Raw genomic sequence first — 20,790 nt, forward strand, 5'->3', positions numbered from 1 at the left:
TTTGTTGCTACCGAATGGGGAGACGATGGCTTTGCGGTGATGGTTGCGCTTAAAGCTTTATTCGATAAACAAAATATTCTTAACCCTGGAGTTATTATTAATCACGACAAAAATGCTCACACTCAGCATTTAAAAGTCATGCCAAAAAGTGATGATATTATCGATACTTGTATTGAATGTGGCTTTTGCGAAGTTGTTTGCCCGTCAAAAGGGCTTAGCTTAACACCGAGGCAGCGTATTACTTTATGGCGACACCGCACAGAGCTGCACAATCAATTACTTACAACCGAAGATGTAGCAAGCAAACAGAAGTTAAATCAAAAGCTCAGTGTTATCGAGGCCGACTTTAAATACCTTGGTATTGATTCGTGCGCGGCAACGGGTCTTTGTGGTCTTAAATGCCCAGTGGGAATAAACACAGGCGAATTTATAAAATCACTCAGAGCTGAGCAAGCTTCTTCTAGCAAGGTTGCGCGATCATTATCACGCTTTGCAGGCAAGCATTTTGCGGTTGTTGCTACGGGGGCACGGTTTGGTTTAAGCGTGATGCAGGTGCTTGAAAAAGCAATCGGCAGCAGTAACCTAAGAAGCCTGAGTAAACCTGCTAATAAGTTGCTTGGTACACCACTGTATTACTCGGCGTGGCCAAGGGCTGAGCAGCCAATTAATAGAAAGCTTCAACAACCCCAACAAGCGAAAAAATTGGTGTATATGCCAAGCTGCGCAAGCCGAATTTTTGCGGCCGATAAACTTGCTGATGATAAGCGCCCACTGCTTGATGTTATCTATTCTCTCGCTGCCAAAGCAGGCTATGAAGTGATACTTCCGACACAAGCAGATTCACTTTGCTGCGGTATGCCATTTGCTAGTAAAGGCTTTAATATTGAGTCTAAAAACAAAAGTGAGCAGTTACTTACTGAACTCGAGGCGCTTTCAAAAAATGGCCAATACCCCATTGTTTTTGATGCCAGCCCTTGTGCACTTACTACTCTAAATGCCGCGCAAAATACGGCACTCAAAATTTTTGAAAGTGCTGATTTTGCAGCCCAGCATTTACTGCCTAATTTGCAGGTAACGCCTGTGAATGAGCCGGTGATGCTCCATGTTACCTGTAGTTCTAAGCGATTAGGTAAAGAGCAAAGCCTAGTATCACTTGCCAAGGCATGTAGTAATGAGGTGATTATTCCTGCTGATATTGAGTGCTGTGGTTTTGCCGGTGATAAGGGCTTTAACTTACCAGAACTCAATAGCAACGCGTTAAAAACCCTTAAACAACAAGTACCAAAAAACTGTAATCGCGGCGTGTCTAATAGCCGCAGTTGCGAAATTGGTTTAACCGAACACAGTGGCATTAGTTATCAATCAATTTTGTATCTGCTCGATAAACAAAGCCATGCAATATAACAGGGCTTAATTGCTAATTAGATAAGCCAGTTACTGACTGGCTCATCTATATTAAAGCCTACACTTTCCAAAAAATGCCTTTGCGGTAGCAGCTGTACATCACACCATAAGACACCACTAAAAACAGCAGTGAAAAGCTAAAAGAAGCGAGGTAATCATTGCTGATCACTAATTGTATTAGGCCATAAATACTGCCTTTTAAACTGCTATCGCCAAGCGGGATCATAATTAGTAGCCGTGCAAACACGCCTGCAAACATAAAAAATAATATCGCATTCGCACCAAATACAATAAACGGAGCGCTCCAGCTGCGCAGCTTATAAATATCTAAAATAGCACTGCACAGAGCATAGAAAATCGCTGCAAGCCCTGAGCTGAGTAGCACATAGCTCGGCGTCCATAAGGCTTTATTGATAGGCGTTATTGATGCAATCGCATAGCCGGCAATAACGGCAAATGTGCCCAGTAAGATCAGTGTACGTGCTTGTTTTTTAAGGTTGGGTTGCTTAGTTAAATAAACCGCAGCCAACATGCCGCTAAGCGCACTTGCAATGGCAGGAAGAGTTGAGAATAGCCCTTCAGGGTCAAATGGCAGTGGCTTAGCATTGGCATAATACAGGTGATGACTACCAAGTACGGCATTATCTATAAAGGCACTTAAGTTATTGCCATGTAACCATAAGCTACTGACTACCTCGCCGTTTGGCAAGGTATAAGGGATATAAAGCATGGCGGCGCCATAAAATAATAAAAGAGCGATGCAAGTAATGGCTATTTTCTTAGGCGATAAATAGAGATAACAACACAGAGCAACTAAATACACCAAACCGATACGTTGCAGCACGCCCAACACACGCAACTGCAATAACTTGTCATCAAGCCAGCTAAAAGAAGGGTCTCGAAAGTTGTAATAAAACAAGGCTAAAAACCAACCGAGGGCAATGAGTTTAATGGTGCGAATAACCCCCGCTTTTAGTATTTGCTGATCACTGACCCTTTTAGCACGCAAGCTATTTACTGATAGCGTGATAGACATGCCGACGATAAAAATAAAAAACGGAAAAATTAAGTCGGTGGGCGTCCAACCATGCCACTGTGCATGTTTCAAGGGCCAATACATCGCTCCCCAACTACCCGGGTTATTCACTAATATCATGGCAGTAATAGTCAAGCCCCGCATGACATCTAACGCCATGAGGCGATGTGAAGGGAGTTTATTGATGATCTCAGCACAGTGTTGACGCATAGGAAAACTTTATTGTCATTTTGTTTTTACATTGTAATAAATTATTACACCAAAGCAAGCTGCTTTTTAAACAATATAAATCGTATATATTAGCCATTCCTCTAACTCTATAAAGTTTATAGTTCATTAAATTCAATATGTTAAACCGCGAAGGTTTTTGGTAGGTGGCTTTAATGCCGTTCATATTCAACGAGCGCTTGGTAGCTGAAGTTATTAAACAGAGTTACTTTAATTAATTAGAGTAATTGCACTCATTTGTTTGCGCTAAATCAAATTATGACAAAAGTTTTATAGAGGTACACAGAACATCTTGCTAGTATAAAGGTATTAGATGTTCCCGATATGGACTTTGGGCCCCATGTGTGAGAAGTATCGTGCTTAATAGTCTTAGTCGTGGTTTAAATCTACGCCGCTTAATTTTAGTGTTAGCGTTTTCAGCAACGCTTATAACCTTTCTAAATAGTTATTACTCGAGCTACCAAGTTCAAAAGCAACAACTAATAGATAAAACTCTTAATAATCATAAAGCATACGCCGCTAAGTTGGTGTCAGCGACCGATAACTTTTTACTTAATGCTCAGCAACAGCTTGCTTATGTTGGAAAAATTCTTGAAGACGATTTTAATAATCAAGGCTTAATTAATGCTGAGGCAGACCGACTAAGGCTACAAACTAATAGTTTTAATTCGACCATTATTGTTAATGCGCAGGGCGATATTCTAGGCGTTTCTCCAAAGTCATTGAAGCTACAAAACCGTAAAGTAGATAGCTTTGGCACTAAAGCCGCTTTATCGTATCGCACCCCAATGATCAGCGAGCCGTATATTTCGATGGCGGGCAATTTACTGATCTTTATATCGCAGCCTTTATTCGACAAACAAAGTAATTTTATTGGTTATGTAGGCGGCACCTTATACTTAAAACGCACTAGTATCCTGAATGAACTGCTGCAAGTTCATTACTATCAAGACGGCTCTTATTTGTATGTGGTTGATGAAAATCATCGCTTACTGTATCACCCAGACAAAAGCCGTATTGGTGAGCAAGTATTTGATAACCAAGTAATTGAAGAAGTACTAAAAGGAAACGCCGGCACACAGCTTGTTACAAACAGCAAAGGCATTGGTATGCTTGCAGGCTACGCACCTATGACGGTCGCTTCTTGGGGGGTCGTCACTCAACGCCCACTTGAAAGCACGCTTGCACCGCTTGATAATTTAATGTGGCAAGTGTTTGTAAAAACCGCACCAATAGGTGTACTCACATTTATATTTATTTGGGTGTTAGCACGTTTAATTGCTCAGCCTTTAAGGCAGTTAGCCGAAACTGCAAATACATTAGATCGCCCTTCAACGTCACTTGAGCTGGCACAAATTCGCTCATGGTACTTTGAAAGTAATGAACTCAGAAAAGCCATGTTGAAAGGGGTCGGGCTATTACAAAGTAAAATAGGGCTATTGCGCCAAGAAGCGCAAACTGATCCCCTCACTTGCCTGCATAATCGCCGTAGCCTCGATATGCAAGTTAGCCATTTGATAGCCCAGCGTTGTCCTTTTGCTGTATTGGCTATCGACATCGACCATTTTAAACGGGTGAACGATGAATTCGGTCATGACATTGGTGATGTAGTACTTCAGTCGTTAGCTAAAATTTTGTTAGATGTTACTCGTGATAGTGATGTGGTTGCTCGTACCGGTGGTGAAGAATTCATTGTGATCATGCCTAGAGTTGAGGCAAAACGTGCGTATCAACTGGCTGAGCGTTTGCGTATGCGGGTGTCAGAAAGCTACATTGACCCGGTTGGCTGTATTAATGTATCGATTGGTATTTCAGGTTGGCCAATTGAGCAATTAAGCATTGATGAAGTATTTAAGCTTGCTGACCAAGCTTTATACCAAGCTAAAAAAACCGGTCGTAACCGCTCAGTTGTCGATGCCACATATAGCCAAGATCTTGCTCCAGTTTCTGAGCCTTCAATCTTGGAATAAGTTATTTAATGTGCAATAGTGGATGCTATTAAGTTATTTATGGAAAATCAAAATGGCATTCACTTTGTTGGCTCGTTTAACTAAATCTACTTCTCTGTTAGGTATTGCGCTTATGAGTTCAAGTGCTGCTTGTGGAAACCCTAGCGATGATAAACGTAGCGAATTTGTAGATGTAGGTGCTTTGCTACCTAATGCCGTGTTAGATATCCGTTATTTTGGTCATCATAACTTTGTTGGCAAACCAGTTGATGGTTACAACGCACCTAAATGTTTATTGCATAGCACTGCTGCTAAGGCTCTTAAAAATGTTCAAATAGCAGCGCAAACCCAAGGTCTGAGCTTAAAAATATTTGATTGTTATCGCCCGCAGCGCGCCGTTGATCACTTTGTGCGTTGGGTTAACGATTTAGAAGATACCCGCACTAAAGCTGAGTTTTATCCAAACTTAGGCAAAGACCAGCTGCTTGGTGATTACATTGCCGCTAAATCGGGTCACAGCCGTGGTTCAACGATTGATTTAACGTTAGTTGATGCAAAAGGCAAAGAGCTCGATATGGGCTCACCGTTTGATATGTTCGACACTCTTTCTAACACCGACGACCCGCGCATTAGTGCGGAGCAAAAAGCCAATCGATACAAGCTTAAAAGCCTGATGATTGAGGCCGGTTTCGCGCCTTATTCAATGGAATGGTGGCATTTTACCTACCAACCGCAAGCATATCCAGCCACCTATTTTGATTTTGTGGTGGAGTAGATTAGTTAGCGAGTTACGAGGGGAAAGAGTAAAGTTAGCGAGTTTCGAGGTACGAGATGCGAGGTAGCAGCGACTTTACATCGCGTCCTAGAACCTAGAGCCTAGCCCCCAGAACCTGATGACGCGGGATAAACCCGCTGCTACAGGCTGACAGCTTCTTCACGTTGGGTTTCGCTGCCCTCTACCCAACCTACATCACCTCTTTTATCGGTGAATAATCAACTTTAATTTCAACAACATCGACATTGGCATTCTGTTTAAAAACGTTTTGTACTTGCAGTAAATCAGTGTCTTTTTCTGCAAGGTAGCGATAGCTTTTGTTGGTCATTTTTTTCAGCGTATATTGGCTGCTAAGTTCTACTGGTAAGCTGTTTTCTTTTAGCGTTAAGTAAATTGCACCCGTTGCGATGCCGCGCTCTTGCATTGCGTGATTAAAGACTTCTGTGCCTTTGGTTAAAGTAGGCGCATCAAAGGTAATTTTTTCGCCATTATTACTAAAAGCGTTCGTCGATTTTTGCTTGTTGATTTCGACTGCTTTTTTAACATCTTTAACTGAAGTTTGTTCTTTTTGTGAACTGGTTGTTGGCTGCTGTGTTGTGTTTTGCTCGCTTATTTCATTTTTTTGACAGCCTGATACTAGTACTAATGCTAGTGTAAGTGCTTGTATCTTAATTGTTTGGTTCATTATGTTCCTGCTTGTTTGTTACTTTTGTTTACAATTAATTCTGTTTTTTAATTGCCATATTGGGTACATTGGCCGCGGTTATGATTGTTAACCGAAAATAAAAATATAACAATAGGGAACGTAAGGAATGTCTCAATTTAAAGTAACAGCAGTTGCTACCATGGTAACGGCTATCTTGGCATCATCTCAAGTACAGGCAAGTGAACAAACTCGCTTTTATAATGCTTCAAGCGTTAGCTCTCAAGTACAATTTAATCCTCAAGTATCTCAGCAACGTGCATTAGCTGAGCGTCGCACAGTATCGGGTCACAAATCTATTTTCGATGCGCAATTAGGTAAAGCTACTTTCCTATGGAATGCAGTAGGTCAAGCTAAGCCTGATATGGCAATGGTGCTTCCTGAGCAACGTAATGCTTACGCTGCAGATTTTTATTTAAATGCCTTAACAGGTGTTAGCACAGCTAAAAAAGGTGTATCAAGCGCAGTATTAGCAGATTTATCTGAGCAAAAGCTTGGCTCAATCACAGCTAAATACAAGCAAAAAGTTCATGATATTGAAGTATTCAACCGTGAATACAACCTGATCATGGATAAAGAATATAACCTAGTTGCAGGTTCTGGTTATTTCGCTAACACAAGTTCAAATGCAACGCAGTCGTTCGCGCCACTTGCTGAGTTTGTTGGTGCTGAGCAAAGCATTAAACGTGCGATTAAAGAACTTGCTGATATCAATGTGTCTTTAACTAAATCAACTGAGCAAGGTGACTATGTTAAGTACACTGTGTCTAACCAAAGTGGTGACAAAGTTGTTTTAGGTCAGCCACGTGCTAAGAAAGTATTCTTTGAAGTGGCGGGTGAGCTGCAATCTGCATACTATGTTGAAGTAGAAGTTGCTGATAAAAACAGCCTAGAAAGCGATTACTTCAGCTACGTTATTGGCGCGCAAAACAGCAAAGTTTATTTCAAGAAAGATTTAAAAGCACACGCGGCAGACTTTAACTACCGTGTATGGGCTGACGAAGATGGTTACCCGTGGGAAGGCCCACACGGTGACGTGATCCCAGCTGATGGTCCAGATCAAATTGATGAAACTGAAATCCTAGATGCACCACTTGTAAGCCTGTCTTACTACAAAAAATTAAGCACGATGGATCCGTGGCTTGCTGATGACGCTACAACAACATCAGGTAACAACGTATTTGCTTATGCTGATGTAATTGCACCTCAAGGTTACACAGAAGGTGACTTCACTGCTGAAACTACATCAGATTACACATTCGATTACCCTTACCAAGTTGATCAAGTAGCAAACAGCTACGACAACCGTAAAGCGGCGATCGTTAACTTGTTCTACATGAACAACTTCTTACACGATTTCTTCTATGACCATGGTTTTGACGAAACATCAAATGTTGCACAAGTATCAAACTACGGCCGTGGTGGTGTAGAAGGCGACCCAATCGAAGCACAAGCGCAAGATAATAGCGGTTTAAATAACGCGAATATGGCAACACCTGCTGATGGTGCAAGCCCACGCATGCAAATGTACTTATACAACTCGAAAGATGCGAAAGTGGGTGTAGATTTCGGTGTGGTTGTAACATCAGATGAAACAATTGGTCTACTTGAGTCTTCTAAAGTATCTGGCTTTGGTCAAATGCAATTTGCTGATATCGCAGGCGAAGTTGTTCGTTTAGTTGACGGCAATGACGTAGATTCTGGTAGCGTAACAGACGGCTGTGAACCTGCAACAAATGCAGCAGAACTAGCTGGCAAAATTGCGCTAGTCGATCGTGGTTCTTGTAACTTCACAGCAAAAGTACTACACGCTCAAGAAGCGGGTGCAATTGGTGCTATCGTTGTAAACAACAACCCAGATACAGATGAGCCAGCGCCAATGGGCGGTGAAGACGATGCAGTTATCATTCCTAACATGGGTCTGAACTATGCTGACGGTCACGCACTTTACGATGGTATCGCTGCAGGCGACACTGTTACTGTTAATATGTTCAACAAAGCAACGTTAAAAGACGGTACGCTAGATAACGGTATTATTGCTCACGAATGGGGTCACTATATCAGTAACCGTTTAGTGGGTAACTCATCAGGTCTTATCAACTTCCAAGGCCGTGCGATGGGCGAAGGTTGGGGTGATTTCCACTCACTAATGTTCATTGCTAAAGCTGATGACATTAACATTCCTGGTAACGACAAGTTCCAAAAAGCCTACGGTAGCGGTACATTCGTAGAAGATTTCTACTATGGTATTCGTCGTGTTCCATATTCAACAAATATGGAAGTAAACCCGCTGTCTTTCCGCCACATTACTGAAAATGAAGGTGCTGATGTAGGTATTGCTCCAACTAATGTTGGTTCACCACACGCAGCAGGTGAAATTTGGGCAACTATGCTTTGGGAAAGCTATGTAGCACTTATCAACGAGCACGGCTTTGAAGAAGCTCAAAACCGTATGGCTAACTACTTAGTTGCTGGTTACAAGCTAACTCCAGTTGCTCCGCTATACACAGAAGCACGTGATGCTATCTTAGCTGCAGCGTACGCAGTTGACCCAGAAGATTACAAACTAATCTTAGGTGCATTTGCTAAGCGTGGTATGGGCTTAGGTGCTAAAGCACCAGAGCGTTTCAGCGAAGATTTAACAGGTGTTGTTGAATCAGACAAAATGAAACTTGCTAGCTTCACATTCAAAGATGTGGCAATGGATCCAAACTACAACGGTGCAGAGCTAGGTTATTGTTCAAACGATAACGTGCTAGACAAAGGTGAAACAGGCACGTTAACAGTTAGCATCATGAACACAGGTAGTGAAGTACTAACGGGTACTCAAGCACAGTTAACGGTTGTTAGTGGTCACGATGTAACGTTCGAAAATGATGGTTTAATCACTTTTGACGATACAACTCCTTACGCTTCACAAACAAGCGCACCTATCACGTTTACACTAAATGATGCAGGCACTGCTGATACACTTGAAATCGAAGTGTCATTCCCAGAGCTTTCTGCAGATGACGAGATTGTTGAAGCAGCAAGCGATACAGTATCTTACCTTGTGAACATGGACTTTGAAGATAAAGCACCAGTTAGCTCACAAACTGCTGACGATATGGAAGTAGCAGGCGCTTCATTACGTGACTGGAAAGAAAACGTAATGACAGGTGATGACTTAGCTGTTGGCACACAAAGCATGGCAACTGGCGGTAATGTTAACTTCTTCAACAGCTTTGGCTTCGGTCTTGGCGAGCAAACCATGTACCTAAACAACAATGACTTCCAGTCAGATGTTGCGGTTGAATCAAGAGAGTTTGATATCGGTTTTGCTGGTGATTTTGAAGTTTCATTCTGGCACTTCTACCTAATCGAAAACGAATGGGATGGTGGTGTTGTAGAGATCAGCGTAAACGGTGGTAACTGGGTAGATGTTACTGAAATGGGCGGTACATTTGATGTTGGTTACGATGGCCCGCTAATCGAAAACGATGCGCAAGCACTACAAGATCGCGATACCTTCACAGGTAACAATGTTGATGGTAGCGGTGTTTATGGTAACTACGAAACAATTCGTTTCGGTACTGAACTAAACGGTAACCGTGCAAAATTACGTTTCCGTATGTCATCAGACAGCGCAGTACGTGAGTTCGGCTGGTGGATTGATAACGTAACTGTTAGCAATGTAACGTCACCAATCTTCTCAAACGTGATTGCTGGTGATGCATTAGCATGTGATAACGCACTACCATTACTTTCTGTATCGGGTGATGAGTCTGTTTCTGAGTCTGCTTCAGGCACATTAACGGCAACAGCGTCAGACCGTAACAGTGATGACACGCTAAGCTACACCTGGACGCAACTAAGCGGCACAACAGCAACACTTACTGGTGCTGATACTGCAACTCTAGGCTTCACGCCAGGTGCTATCTCAAGCGATGACGAGTTAGTATTTGAAGTAACAGTAAGCGATGGTACAGACTCTGTATCAGAGCAGTTCACTGTTGCCGTAACTAACGAAGCTGAGCCAGTAGAAGAGAAGAAAGTAACTAAATCTAGCAACGGTAGCTTTGGTTTCTTAACACTGCTACTTGCACCACTAGCGCTTATCGGCCGTCGCCGTAAACGTAAATAAGACTTTTAAATAGTGATAACAAAGCCCTTACAGCTCGCTGTAAGGGCTTTTTTGGTTTTAAGTTAGTGAGGGAAAGTTAGCGAGAGTAAAGTTAGCGAGGGGAAAGTTAGCGAGGGGAAAGTTAGCGAGGGGAAAGTTAGCGAGGGGAAAGTTAGCGAGAGTAAAGTTAGCGAGAGTAAAGTTAGCGAGAGTAAAGTTAGCGAGAGTAAAGTTAGCGAGAGTAAAGTTAGCGAGAGTAAAGTTAGCGAGGGGAAAGTTTCGAGATGCGAGATACGAGATGCGAGGTAGCAGCGATTTTACATCGCGTCCTAGCGCCTAGAGCCTAGAACCTAGCACCTAGAGCCTAGAACCTAGCACCTAGCGCCCAGAACCTAGCACCTAGCGCCCAGAACCTAGCACCTTTTTGTAGGCGTGAAACTTGTTTCGCGCGTCTGACCGCTGATAGCTGAAGGCTGACCGCTCCTTCACGTAGGTTGAATGCTGTGGGGTTATAAACACTCGACAACCCCACATTTCTTACTTACAGCTTAGAACTTAAAGCTCAAGATAAGCTATTGAACCGTTGCTTTTAGGCCGCGGCGTTTTAATAGCGCTGAGGTGTCTGGCTCTTGACCACGGAATGCTTTGTACGATTCCATTAGGTCACGCGAGTTACCGACTTCTAAAATTTCTTTGCGGTATTTATCACCCATTTGGCGAGTTAAACCACCTTGCTCTTGAACAAAAGCAAAGGCGTCTGCCGCTAAAATTTCACTCCACATGTAAGCGTAGTAACCCGCTGAGTAACCGCCGCCCATTGAGTGTGAGAAGAAGGCTGACTTATAACGAGGTGGTACAAATGCTACATCAACACCATGTTTAGCAAGCGCTTGTTGCTCAAACTTCTCAATGTCTTGTAATGGTGCGTCAGCAGAAAGTGAATGCCATTCCATATCAAGTAGTGCAGCAGCAACGTACTCTAGGGTATCAAAACCTTGGTTGAAGCTACGTGATTGAATTACTTTTTTCAGTAGCTCATCAGGAATTGGCTCGCCAGTTTTATGGTGTTTTGCATAGTTAGCGATAACTTCAGGGTACATGGCCCAATCTTCTTCGAATGTTGATGGAAACTCAACGAAGTCACGTGATACTGAGGTGCCAGATAGAGTAGGGTACTTCACGTTTGAGAACATGCCGTGTAAGCCATGACCCAGCTCGTGGAAAATCGTTGTTGCTTCATCATAACTGATAAGCGTAGGTTCGCCATTCGCGCCTTTTTGAATGTTCATAACGTTTACGACAACCGGCTTTTGTTCTTTAAGGCCAGATTGTTTAACGAATGAGCTCATCCATGCACCGCCACGCTTACCTTCACGAGCAAAGTAGTCAGCAAAGAAAATGGCTAAGCTCTTACCATTTTCATCAAATAACTCATAGGCTTTTACATCAGGGTGGTAAACCGGAATATCGTTACGTGGTTTAAAGGTGATGCCGTATAAACGGTTCATGGTGAAGAATACGCCGTCTTCTAAAACGCGGTTGAACTCGAAATATTCTTTCACTGCATTTTCGTCAAGGTTGTATTTATCTTTACGCACTTGCTCTGCGTAGAATAACCAATCCCATGGCTGTAATTTAAATTGTTCACCTGACTCATCAATCTTAGCTTGAATAGCCGCCGCTTCAGCGTTGACGTTCTGCATTAATGCAGGGATCATGCTTGCAAACATATCAAATACAGCTTGTGGTTTTTTCGCCATTTGCGACTCTAAACCAAAATCAGCCCAGCTGTCGTAACCTAATAGTTTCGCTTTTTGAGCACGTAACTGAGCAAGTTCTGCCACAATATCACGGTTACTATTTTCGCCCGATAATGCACGCTCAGCCGATGCACGCCATACTTTTTCACGTAAATCACGGTTTTTCAGTGTTGCCAAAATAGGCTGACGCGTGGTGTTTGTGATCTTAATTAGGTATTTACCAGGGTGACCTGCCTCTGCTGCGGCATTGGCAAGCTGCTCAATTTTACCGGCTGGTACGCCTTCAAGCTCAGATTTGTCGTTCACTAAAACAACATTTGTTTTAGTCAGCGCTAATAAGTTTTGTGAAAACTGAGTTGTTAAGCTCGAGTGCTTCGTATTGATATCACGAATTTGTTGTTTTTGCTCTGCACTTAATTTTGCACCTGCACGTACAAAACGTTTGTAATAAACGTCTAATAAACGCTTTTCTTCAGCCGTTAAGGTAAGGCTGTCAGCTTCGCTGTGAATAGCAGCTACTTTTTCAAAGAGTGCTTTATTTAAGAAAATATTGTCGTTATGAGCAGCTAACTTTGGCGCTAATTCTTTTTGTAATTCACGACGAGCCGGATTTGAATCAGTACCTGCTAGGTTATAAAAAATGCTGCGTGTGCGTGTTAATAGCTCACCACTTTTTTCAAGCGCAACAATCGTATTAGCAAAATCAGGCTTTGCTGGGTTGTTGATGATAGCTTGCACTTCAGTCATTTGCTCAGTCATGCCTTTATTAAATGCAGGCATGAAATGTTCATCTTTAATCACACTGAAATCAGGCGTTTCGTATTGTAATACGCTTTTCACAAACAGTGGGTTAGCTTGCTCTTTTGCAGCAACAGGTGCTGATTGCTCTGATTTAGGCGTTGATGTTGTTGTTTTTGGCTCTGAACAGGCTGTGAGTAATAGCGCAGAGCTTATTGCTGTCGCGAGTATATGTTTCATTATTTTTCTCTTGTCTTTATAGGTTAAATTGTCCAGTTAATGCGCAGTGATCACTTAGCATTAAAGGTGAATCGTAATGGTGAAAATGTACTGAAGAGGGAGTTAGTGCTTGTTCTAATGGTTTAGAAAGCACCATATGATCAATTGGGTCAGGGTACTTAGGGTGACAACTTTGAAGGTTGTCCGTTGCAATATTAAGGTTTTGCTGTGATGTTGATAAGCTCAAAAGATCCTGTCTAAAGCGATTTTCTTCTTTTGCTAAATGATGATTAAAATCACCTAGTACAAGCCAATAGTCTTTTGCCAAATTTTGCTTATATAAATAAGTTTGTAAATATTCAGCTTGCTGCTTAAACACCACACAACTTGATTTTGTTGAAGTTTTATAATTTTCAACAAAGCAACCACTTTTCAAATGAACATTGAGTAAATTTATATTTTTACCCTCATGATCAATTTGTAGATGAATCGCTTCTCTAGCACCCACTTTCGCATCAGCAAATTCAGTTAGGTGATTTACTCCCTTTATCAAGATGGATTTTTTAACGACAAATGCAACTTTTTGCTGGGTTGACGCTAATTTGTTTTCTCGACATGTATAGCTCGGCGAGTCTGTGCGAGATGACATTATTATTTGCCATTGCGAGGCTGGAAATACCCGTTCCACAGCAGCTAAAGAACCAACTTCTTGTAATGCAATGATATCTGCATCAAGTGATTGAGCGTATTGACGCATCTGAGTATAACTTTCAGTGTCTCTGGCTTTACAGCCTGCACCATTGTGAGCTGCTAAGTGTTCGGTGTTCCAGCTGGCTACGCGTAAGCTTTTGGCATTTGCCAAATTACTGTTCAAAGCTGCGAATAGTAGCAATGCCAAACTAGTCAAATGCGGATGTTTAATTATTTTCATCTACGACTATTATCTAAGAATAATGATATGGTATGTTATATTGTAACAATTTAATCTGCAATCAATCTTGCCATGGAGTGCATTTTTTTACGATAAGTTGCAAATGTTGCTGAATAAGCAAGGAGTCATATGGCTATCATAATTAAACATGCCTGCGTTGTTAATGAAGGACAGCGCGAAATAAACGATGTACGAATTGTTGGTAATCGAATCACTGAAATTGCCAAAGATATCAGTGCCAAGGCCAATGATGAGGTAATTGATGCAAGCGGTCTGTTGCTATTACCAGGCATGATCGACGATCAAGTTCATTTTAGAGAGCCAGGCCTTACCCACAAAGGTACGATCGCCAGTGAATCTGCCGCGGCAGTGGCCGGTGGCATTACAAGCTTCATGGAAATGCCTAATGTTTCACCATCGACTACCACGGCAAAAGCACTTGCTGATAAATACGCGATAGCAGCGCAAACGAGCGCTGCGAATTATGCGTTTTACTTTGGCGCGACCCCAGACAACCTTGATGAAATTAAAGCCCTAGATGCCAAAAATGTATGCGGCGTTAAAGTGTTTATGGGAGCATCAACAGGCGATTTACTGGTTGAACATCCTCATGCCCTTGAAGCCATTTTTCGGGAAAGCCCGGTACTCATTGCCACCCATTGCGAGCAAGGGGAGGTTATTCAACAAAATCAGCGCCGTTTAGAAAAACGTTATGGCGAGTTACAAATAGAGCATCACCCGTTAATTCGTGATGAGTTGGCGTGTTATGCATCTTCATCGTATGCCGTATCGCTGGCAAAACGCTATGGCTCGCAGCTGCATGTTTTACACCTTACAACAGCAAAAGAGCTAGAACTATTTAGCAACGCACCCATAGAGCAAAAGCACATAACCGCCGAAGCTTGCGTGCATCATTTGTGGTTTAACCAAGACGATTACGCAAACTATGGCAATCTAATTAAATGTAACCCCGCCATAAAATCAGAGCAAGATCGCCAAGCGCTACTCGCAGCAGTGCGTGATGGTCGCATTGATATTATTGCCACCGATCATGCCCCTCATACTTGGCAAGAAAAGCAGCAACAATACAGCGCTGCACCAGCTGGCCTCCCTTTAGTCGAACATGCATTACTCTCGTTACTTGAGCAGGTAAAACATGGTGCGTTAAGCCTTGAGCAAGTTGTTGAAAAAACAGCGCATAACGTGGCAAAGCGATTTGCTATCGAAGAGCGAGGGTTTATCAGAGAAGGCTACTTTGCAGATTTAGTTCTGGTTGACCCAAACGCAGAAAAGCACGTTGAGCATACAAATACACATTATTTATGCCAATGGACACCATTTAATGGCACCACGTTTTCAAACCAAATCACACATACCTTTGTTAATGGTGAGTGTGTCTTTGATGGGCAGCACGTATTCCCGCACAAACAGGCCGCTATGGCCTTAACATTCAATCGTTAAAAGAAGTTGATATGCAATTACCCGATATTACCTCGCACTCTAATGTAGATTTTCAGTCGCCTTTAAAATGGGTTGGTATGGAAAAAATAGCATTGCCTTTGAAGCTTGCACAAACTCATGTTGATGTGCACCTAAATGCCAAAGCTGATGTGTTCGTTAGCCTTGATAGCAATGCTAAAGGCATTCATATGTCGCGTCTTTATTTACTACTTAATCAGCTATTGGCTAAACAAAGTTTAACGACTCAGCGTGTTAACGAGTTTATGGAAGCCGTTTTAGCATCACAAAAAGGCTTAAGTAAAGGCGTAAAACTGGTGCTGCATTTTGATTTGCCCGAGCTAAAACCAGCGCTACTTAGCGACAATGCAGGTTACAATGCTTACCCTGTCGTTTTAACTATTACAAAGCAGCAAACGCTTGCCATTAACTTAAAAGTCGATATTGCCTACAGTAGCACGTGCCCGTGTTCAGCGGCATTGTCGAGGCAGCTTTTGAGCGAAGCGGTCGATAAGCAATTTAGCGATGCGAATATAGATAAAGCCTCTTTACTCAGTTGGCTTGCAAGTGAACAGGGCTCTATTGCAACCCCTCATAGCCAGCGCTCTTACGCTTATATTGATGTCACTTTTAGTAGTGAGAAGTTGCCAGATATTGGCGGCTTTATCACAGTATGTGAGCAAGCTATTGGCACTCCAGTCCAAACCGCTGTTAAACGTGAAGATGAGCAAGCATTTGCCGCCCTTAACGCTAAAAACTTACTGTTTTGCGAAGATGCAGCAAGGCGGTTGAAGCAGTGCTTCGAAACCATGCCGAGTATTGCTGATTACCAGTTTAAGGTTGAACACCAAGAAAGCTTACATGGCCACAATGCCGTGGTTCATGAATCTAAATATTAAGCTCATGAGTCTAAGTGTTAGGCTTATGAACCTCAAATGGTTTACAAATTTTGACATTAGCGGTCGCAAAATATTGCTATTCATTTTCACAATGATAATGATACGAGCGCTAAAAATGATAAACATAATAATATAAAGGACGACTATGCGTTTTAAATTTATTGCTGCTGCAGTGGGGTTCGCTGTAGCAAATGTTGCTGTTGCCGACGAAGGCATGTGGCAGCCTCACCAGTTACCAGAGCTTGAATCAGTGTTAAAAGCTAAAGGCTTGAGCATTGATGTAGAGTCAATTTCAAAATTAACAGAGTTTCCAATGAATGCGGTAATTAGCCTTGGTGGTTGTACTGCTTCGTTTGTTTCACCAAAAGGCTTAGTTGTCACAAATCATCACTGTGCCTATGGTTCGATTCAATATAACTCGACCACCGAAAACAATATTTTAGAAAATGGCTTTTTAGCTAAAACTACCGGCGAAGAAGTCCCTGCTGCGCCGGGTTCTCGTGTTTTTATAACAGAGCAAGTAACTGACGTTACAGATAAAGTAAATAAAGGGACTGAAAAGCTAACCGGTAAAGCACGTTTTGATGCTATTCAAGCAAATGAAAAAGCACTTGTTAGTGAGTGTGAGCAAGACAAGAGCTACCGCTGTAATGTGTATACTTTCCACGGTGGTCTTGAGTATTACCTTATTAAATCGCTAGAAATTAAAGATGTACGTTTAGCGTATGCACCTGCTATGGGCGTAGGTAAATACGGCGGTGATATCGATAACTGGATGTGGCCGCGCCACACAGGTGATTTCTCGTTCTATCGCGCGTATGTAGGCAAAGATGGCAAACCAGCTGAATATTCAGAAGATAACGTGCCGTACCAAAGTGATGCGTTTTTAAAAGTAAGCGCTAAAGGCGTTCAAGAAGGCGATTTTGTGATGGTTACCGGTTATCCGGGCAGCACAAACCGTTACCGTATTTCGCCTGAAGTTGATTACGTGTTTAACACAGCTTACCCATTAGCGCGTAAATATAACTCGAAATATGTCTCGTTAATTGAAGAAAATGCGCCTGAAGGCTCAGAGGCACGTATCGCTTATGAAAGCACGATTGCGGGCTACAACAACTACATTAAAAACTATGGCTCAATGATTGAGAGTTTCAATAAAGGGTCAATGAATAGCCGTAAGCAACAATTCGAAAAAGATCTCACTGCGTGGATCAACGAAGATAGTAAGCGCAAAGCTAAATACGGACATGTACTTGCTGATTTATCTGCGCTAGTTGCTCAGTCGCAAGAGCATAACCAGCGCGACCGCATGTTAGGTTACGTACACCGCTCACAAATGATCTCAACTGCTCGACGTTTATACCGTTTAGCTTACGAAAAACAAAAGCCAGATGCTGAGCGCGAAAGCGGTTATCAAGAACGTGATATGCCACGTATCGAATCTCGTTTAAAAAGCATGAGCCGTCGTTATGATGAAGCCGTAGATAAAGCTATTTTACTGTACTTTATTGAGCAATATGCTGCATTACCTAAAGACGAGCGAGTTGCAGAGGTTGATAAAGCACTGGGTCTTACAAACGGTTTTGATAAACAAAAACAGCAAGCCTTGCTTGATGACATGTATGCTAAATCGGTTCTTGCAGATGAAAGCAAACGTTTATGGATGGCAGATCTTGACCTTGCTCAGTTAAAGCAAAGTAGCGATCCATTCATTCAGTATGCGCATGCAATCTTTGAAGTCACAAAAGATATTGAAGATGCTAAAAAAGAACTGGCTGGTAAACAGCAAGCTGCTCGCCCTGAATTAATGGAAGCAATCATCGCTTATAACAAGGCACTTAATAAGCCTGTTTATGCTGATGCTAACAGCACCCTGCGTGTAACTTACGGTACGGTAGGCGGTTATTCACCGCAAGATGGCTTAGTGGCAACCCCCTTTACATCTTTAGAAGGACTACTTGCTAAAAACACCGGCGTTGAACCATTTAACTCACCAGAGAAACAAAACGAGTTAATTAAGCAAAAGCTTTATGGCGATTACACCGGCGGTATGAATACGGTTCCGGTTAACTTTTTATCAAATGTAGATACCACAGGTGGTAACTCTGGCTCACCAACGTTAAACGGTAATGCTGAGCTAGTTGGTTTGTTATTTGATGGTGTTTACGAAAGCATTATTGGTGATTGGGATTACGATGAAAATTTAAATCGCTCAATTCACGTTGATTCACGATATATGCTGTGGGTAATGGATAAAGTTGATAATGCTCAAAACCTACTTAAAGAGATGACTATCGTTAAGTAATCTAAGTTTAAGGTTAATTTAAGCTTTAAAATGCCAGTCTAACAGACTGGCATTTTTGTTTTTAATGAAAATAAAATCATTTAATTTCATAAGGTTGAAAAATATTTATAAAAATTAATTTTTCTTAAGTTTTATTTAAGTTTCGCTCGATAAATTTTACACATAGCCTAAGTGGAGCGAACAATTATGCTTTCAGTTCAACAATCACATCAAACTCAAGTTCAAGAGCCTGCCTTTGTTTGCACGCGTGAAGGAGCTCAACTCCGTGACCGCCTTGAGCGTAATATTAAGCAAGGTTTTGCTGCAGCCTATGACGCGAAAATTTCGCAGTTCATGCCGCTTCTTTGTGAGCTTAATATTGATGATGAAGTATGTACGTTAGGTCTTCGTTCTGCATCACAACCTTTGTTTATTGAACAATACCTCCCTGCGTCTATTGAGCACTTTGTTGGTGCCAAGCGTGAGCACATTTTTGAGCTCGGTAATTTATGCTCAACGCATCGAAAAGCCACCTTGGCACATTTTGTTTTAATGAACGAAGCGCTCTATCAAGTAGGAGCAAAATATTTAGTGTTTTGTGCAACCCGTAAAGTGAGAGCGCTATTAAAAATGCTGGGTGTGAATTGCAAAGAAATCGGTGTTGCCAATGCACAAGCATTACAAGATCCAGCAAGCTGGGGTAGCTATTACGACAATCAACCAACCATTTGTGTGGTTGACCTAAACGAAGCACATCAACGTGTACTAAACACCCCAGTTTTATTCAATATCAAACAGCAGTGTTTGCAGTCATCGCGTGAGCTAGCTGTATTTTTGGAGGTGTTATGAGTTGGTTGACACAATTACCACATAAAGATAGCGATACCTTAATGGTTTGCCACAAAAGTGATGGTGTGCGCTCACTAACTAAACAAGAATTTACTGAACAAGTAACTCGTTTACTGCCTACTTTGGCTGAATTTGATGCCCAAGGTGTGGCTTATCAATTAGATAACACACCTGCTTGGTGTGTATTAGAAGCTGCGCTTAGCGAACTTAAAAGAGTGGCAATTCCGCTACCAACGTTTTTTACGGCTCAGCAAGTTGCGTTTGGTTTGCAAAATAGCGGAGCAGGACTATTTGTATGTGACCGCGCTTACGAAGGTGAGCATGCAAGGTTAGTGGCGTTAGTCGATGTTTCTAAGCATTACCCTTTGTACGTTTATCAGTTGAGCAATACAAAGCCAATTTCTTATTTTGCTAACACGCAAAAGATTACCTTTACGTCGGGCTCAACGGGCACACCAAAAGGCGTGTGTTTATCGCTTGAGAGTCAATTGCAAGTAGCAACATCACTTTATCAAAGTATTGGTTTAGAAAAACCAAACCATTTGTGTTTACTGCCGCTACCGGTTTTGCTTGAGAATTTAGCCGGTGTTTATGCGCCGCTGTTAGCTGGTGGCACGGTTAATTTAGTGCCTTTAGCTGAACTTGGTTTTTCTGGTGCACAGTTACTTGAGCCACACAAATTAATAGCCGCAATTGAGCGCACTGAGCCAAATACCCTTATTTTAGTGCCAGAACTACTGACTTGCTTAGTGGCTTTCGCAAAGCAAGGTTGGCAAGCACCTAAAAGCTTAAAGTTTATTGCAGTAGGTGGTGCTGTTGTAAGCCAAGCGCTTATTAAGCAAGCCCGTGAGCTCGGTTTACCGGTTTATCAAGGCTATGGTTTGTCTGAATCGTCATCGGTAGTGAGCTTAAACACTCGCGATGATGATGACATCGACACCGCAGGGCGAGTACTTAAGCACATTCAATACAAAATTGAAAATGGTCAGCTTTATATCAAGGGTTCATTGTTTTTGGGGTACTTAGGTCAAGCTGCACAAAATGCTGACGATTGGTATGCAACTGGCGATCTCGTTACTGAGCAAGCAGGTCGCTTGGTTATACAAGGCCGTTTGAAAAACCAACTTATCACCAGCTTTGGTCGCAATATCAGTGCCGAATGGCCAGAGTCGTTATTGCTTAGCCACAGCCAGGTACAACAAGCAGTAGTGATTGGCGAAGGCCAGGCATTTTTAGCCGCACTTATCTATGCAAACCAAGCGATGAGTGACACTGAACTTGCTGCCCATATTAGGGCACAAAACGCACAACTCCCTGAATACGCACAGATCAGAAAATGGCATCGAATGGCAGAGCCTATGAGCCACACGCAAGGCTTATTAACTAGCAATAATCGCCCAAAACGCGATGTTATCAATCAATTTTTTGCTGCAGAGATTTCTGCACTTTATCAAG

The 20,790-nt window shown here is 42.2% G+C and carries 13 protein-coding genes and 1 pseudogene; 9 read left to right on the plus strand and 5 right to left on the minus strand.

Features of this window, described 5'->3' with window-relative positions; genetic code table 11:
- Positions 1-1,404 (plus strand): (Fe-S)-binding protein (locus AUR67_RS05155; RefSeq protein WP_152996488.1); only part of this gene is annotated, 1,404 nt, incomplete at its 5' end.
- Positions 1,405-1,462: 58 nt separating this feature from the next.
- Here AUR67_RS05155 and AUR67_RS05160 read toward each other — a convergent pair.
- Entirely contained in the window at positions 1,463-2,650 is a 1,188-nt protein-coding gene (locus AUR67_RS05160; protein WP_058584410.1) for an acyltransferase family protein, read from the minus strand.
- Between the two features lie 362 nt (positions 2,651-3,012).
- On the opposite strand from AUR67_RS05160, the gene AUR67_RS05165 reads away from it, so the two are divergent.
- Together AUR67_RS05165 and AUR67_RS05170 are read left to right on the plus strand one after the other, a co-directional pair.
- Complete coding sequence (locus AUR67_RS05165; RefSeq protein WP_235591789.1) at positions 3,013-4,638, plus strand: sensor domain-containing diguanylate cyclase; 1,626 nt, start codon at positions 3,013-3,015, stop codon at positions 4,636-4,638.
- 52 nt (positions 4,639-4,690) lie between these two features.
- Positions 4,691-5,392 carry a M15 family metallopeptidase gene (locus AUR67_RS05170; protein ID WP_058584412.1) on the plus strand — a complete coding sequence of 234 codons (702 nt, stop codon included), beginning with the start codon at positions 4,691-4,693 and terminating at the stop codon, positions 5,390-5,392.
- Positions 5,393-5,582: 190 nt separating this feature from the next.
- On the opposite strand, the gene AUR67_RS05175 is transcribed toward AUR67_RS05170, so the two are convergent.
- Positions 5,583-6,077, minus strand: coding sequence for a hypothetical protein (locus tag AUR67_RS05175; protein WP_058584413.1), 495 nt, complete (start codon positions 6,075-6,077; stop codon positions 5,583-5,585).
- Positions 6,078-6,204: 127 nt separating this feature from the next.
- On the opposite strand from AUR67_RS05175, the gene AUR67_RS05180 reads away from it, so the two are divergent.
- Positions 6,205-10,218: a rhombosortase-dependent M36 family metallopeptidase gene (locus AUR67_RS05180; protein ID WP_058584414.1), complete on the plus strand. Its 4,014-nt coding sequence runs from the start codon at positions 6,205-6,207 to the stop codon at positions 10,216-10,218.
- 57 nt (positions 10,219-10,275) lie between these two features.
- On the opposite strand, the gene AUR67_RS21535 is transcribed toward AUR67_RS05180, so the two are convergent.
- The 3 genes from AUR67_RS21535 to AUR67_RS05190 form a co-directional block, all read right to left on the minus strand.
- Positions 10,276-10,509: a pentapeptide repeat-containing protein gene (locus AUR67_RS21535; RefSeq protein ID WP_152996495.1), complete on the minus strand. Its 234-nt coding sequence runs from the start codon at positions 10,507-10,509 to the stop codon at positions 10,276-10,278.
- Between the two features lie 260 nt (positions 10,510-10,769).
- Positions 10,770-12,935, minus strand: coding sequence for a M3 family metallopeptidase (locus AUR67_RS05185; RefSeq protein WP_082665573.1), 2,166 nt, complete (start codon positions 12,933-12,935; stop codon positions 10,770-10,772).
- A 16-nt stretch (positions 12,936-12,951) separates the two neighbouring features.
- Entirely contained in the window at positions 12,952-13,845 is an 894-nt protein-coding gene (locus AUR67_RS05190; protein WP_058584416.1) for an endonuclease/exonuclease/phosphatase family protein, read from the minus strand.
- Positions 13,846-13,974: 129 nt separating this feature from the next.
- Between AUR67_RS05190 and AUR67_RS05195 the strand changes: the two genes are divergently transcribed.
- From AUR67_RS05195 to AUR67_RS05215, 5 genes and pseudogenes are all read left to right on the plus strand, one after another.
- Positions 13,975-15,306, plus strand: a complete 1,332-nt coding sequence (locus AUR67_RS05195) for a dihydroorotase (protein ID WP_058584417.1) — start codon at positions 13,975-13,977, stop codon at positions 15,304-15,306.
- An 11-nt stretch (positions 15,307-15,317) separates the two neighbouring features.
- A complete protein-coding gene (gene folE2, locus AUR67_RS05200) occupies positions 15,318-16,202 on the plus strand; it encodes a GTP cyclohydrolase FolE2 (RefSeq protein WP_058584418.1) in 885 nt (294 codons plus the stop codon).
- A 145-nt stretch (positions 16,203-16,347) separates the two neighbouring features.
- Positions 16,348-18,507 (plus strand): S46 family peptidase, encoded by a 2,160-nt coding sequence (locus AUR67_RS05205; protein ID WP_058584419.1) that lies wholly within the window; start codon positions 16,348-16,350, stop codon positions 18,505-18,507.
- Positions 18,508-18,693: 186 nt separating this feature from the next.
- The gene (locus AUR67_RS05210; RefSeq protein WP_058584420.1) at positions 18,694-19,335 is read left to right on the plus strand and encodes a thermostable hemolysin; all 642 of its coding nucleotides are present in this window, start codon (positions 18,694-18,696) and stop codon (positions 19,333-19,335) included.
- Positions 19,332-20,789 (plus strand): annotated as a pseudogene (locus tag AUR67_RS05215) (AMP-binding protein); the annotation flags it as partial. The gene AUR67_RS05210 and the pseudogene AUR67_RS05215, both read left to right, overlap by 4 nt.
- Position 20,790: the final 1 nt, after the last annotated feature.

The sequence above is a fragment of the Pseudoalteromonas sp. XI10 genome (genome assembly GCF_001469895.1).
In the GTDB taxonomy this organism is placed as follows: Bacteria; Pseudomonadota; Gammaproteobacteria; order Enterobacterales; family Alteromonadaceae; genus Pseudoalteromonas.

Excerpts from the sequence above, each read along its gene's own strand:
- AUR67_RS05160 (WP_058584410.1), bottom strand. The coding sequence starts at position 2,650 with ATGCGTCAACACTGTGCTGAGATCATCAATAAACTCCCTTCACATCGC.
- AUR67_RS05170 (WP_058584412.1), top strand. The coding sequence starts at position 4,691 with ATGGCATTCACTTTGTTGGCTCGTTTAACTAAATCTACTTCTCTGTTA.
- AUR67_RS05175 (WP_058584413.1), bottom strand. The coding sequence starts at position 6,077 with ATGAACCAAACAATTAAGATACAAGCACTTACACTAGCATTAGTACTA.
- AUR67_RS05180 (WP_058584414.1), top strand. The coding sequence starts at position 6,205 with ATGTCTCAATTTAAAGTAACAGCAGTTGCTACCATGGTAACGGCTATC.
- AUR67_RS05185 (WP_082665573.1), bottom strand. The coding sequence starts at position 12,935 with ATGAAACATATACTCGCGACAGCAATAAGCTCTGCGCTATTACTCACA.
- AUR67_RS05190 (WP_058584416.1), bottom strand. The coding sequence starts at position 13,845 with ATGAAAATAATTAAACATCCGCATTTGACTAGTTTGGCATTGCTACTA.
- AUR67_RS05195 (WP_058584417.1), top strand. The coding sequence starts at position 13,975 with ATGGCTATCATAATTAAACATGCCTGCGTTGTTAATGAAGGACAGCGC.
- folE2 (WP_058584418.1), top strand. The coding sequence starts at position 15,318 with ATGCAATTACCCGATATTACCTCGCACTCTAATGTAGATTTTCAGTCG.
- AUR67_RS05205 (WP_058584419.1), top strand. The coding sequence starts at position 16,348 with ATGCGTTTTAAATTTATTGCTGCTGCAGTGGGGTTCGCTGTAGCAAAT.
- AUR67_RS05210 (WP_058584420.1), top strand. The coding sequence starts at position 18,694 with ATGCTTTCAGTTCAACAATCACATCAAACTCAAGTTCAAGAGCCTGCC.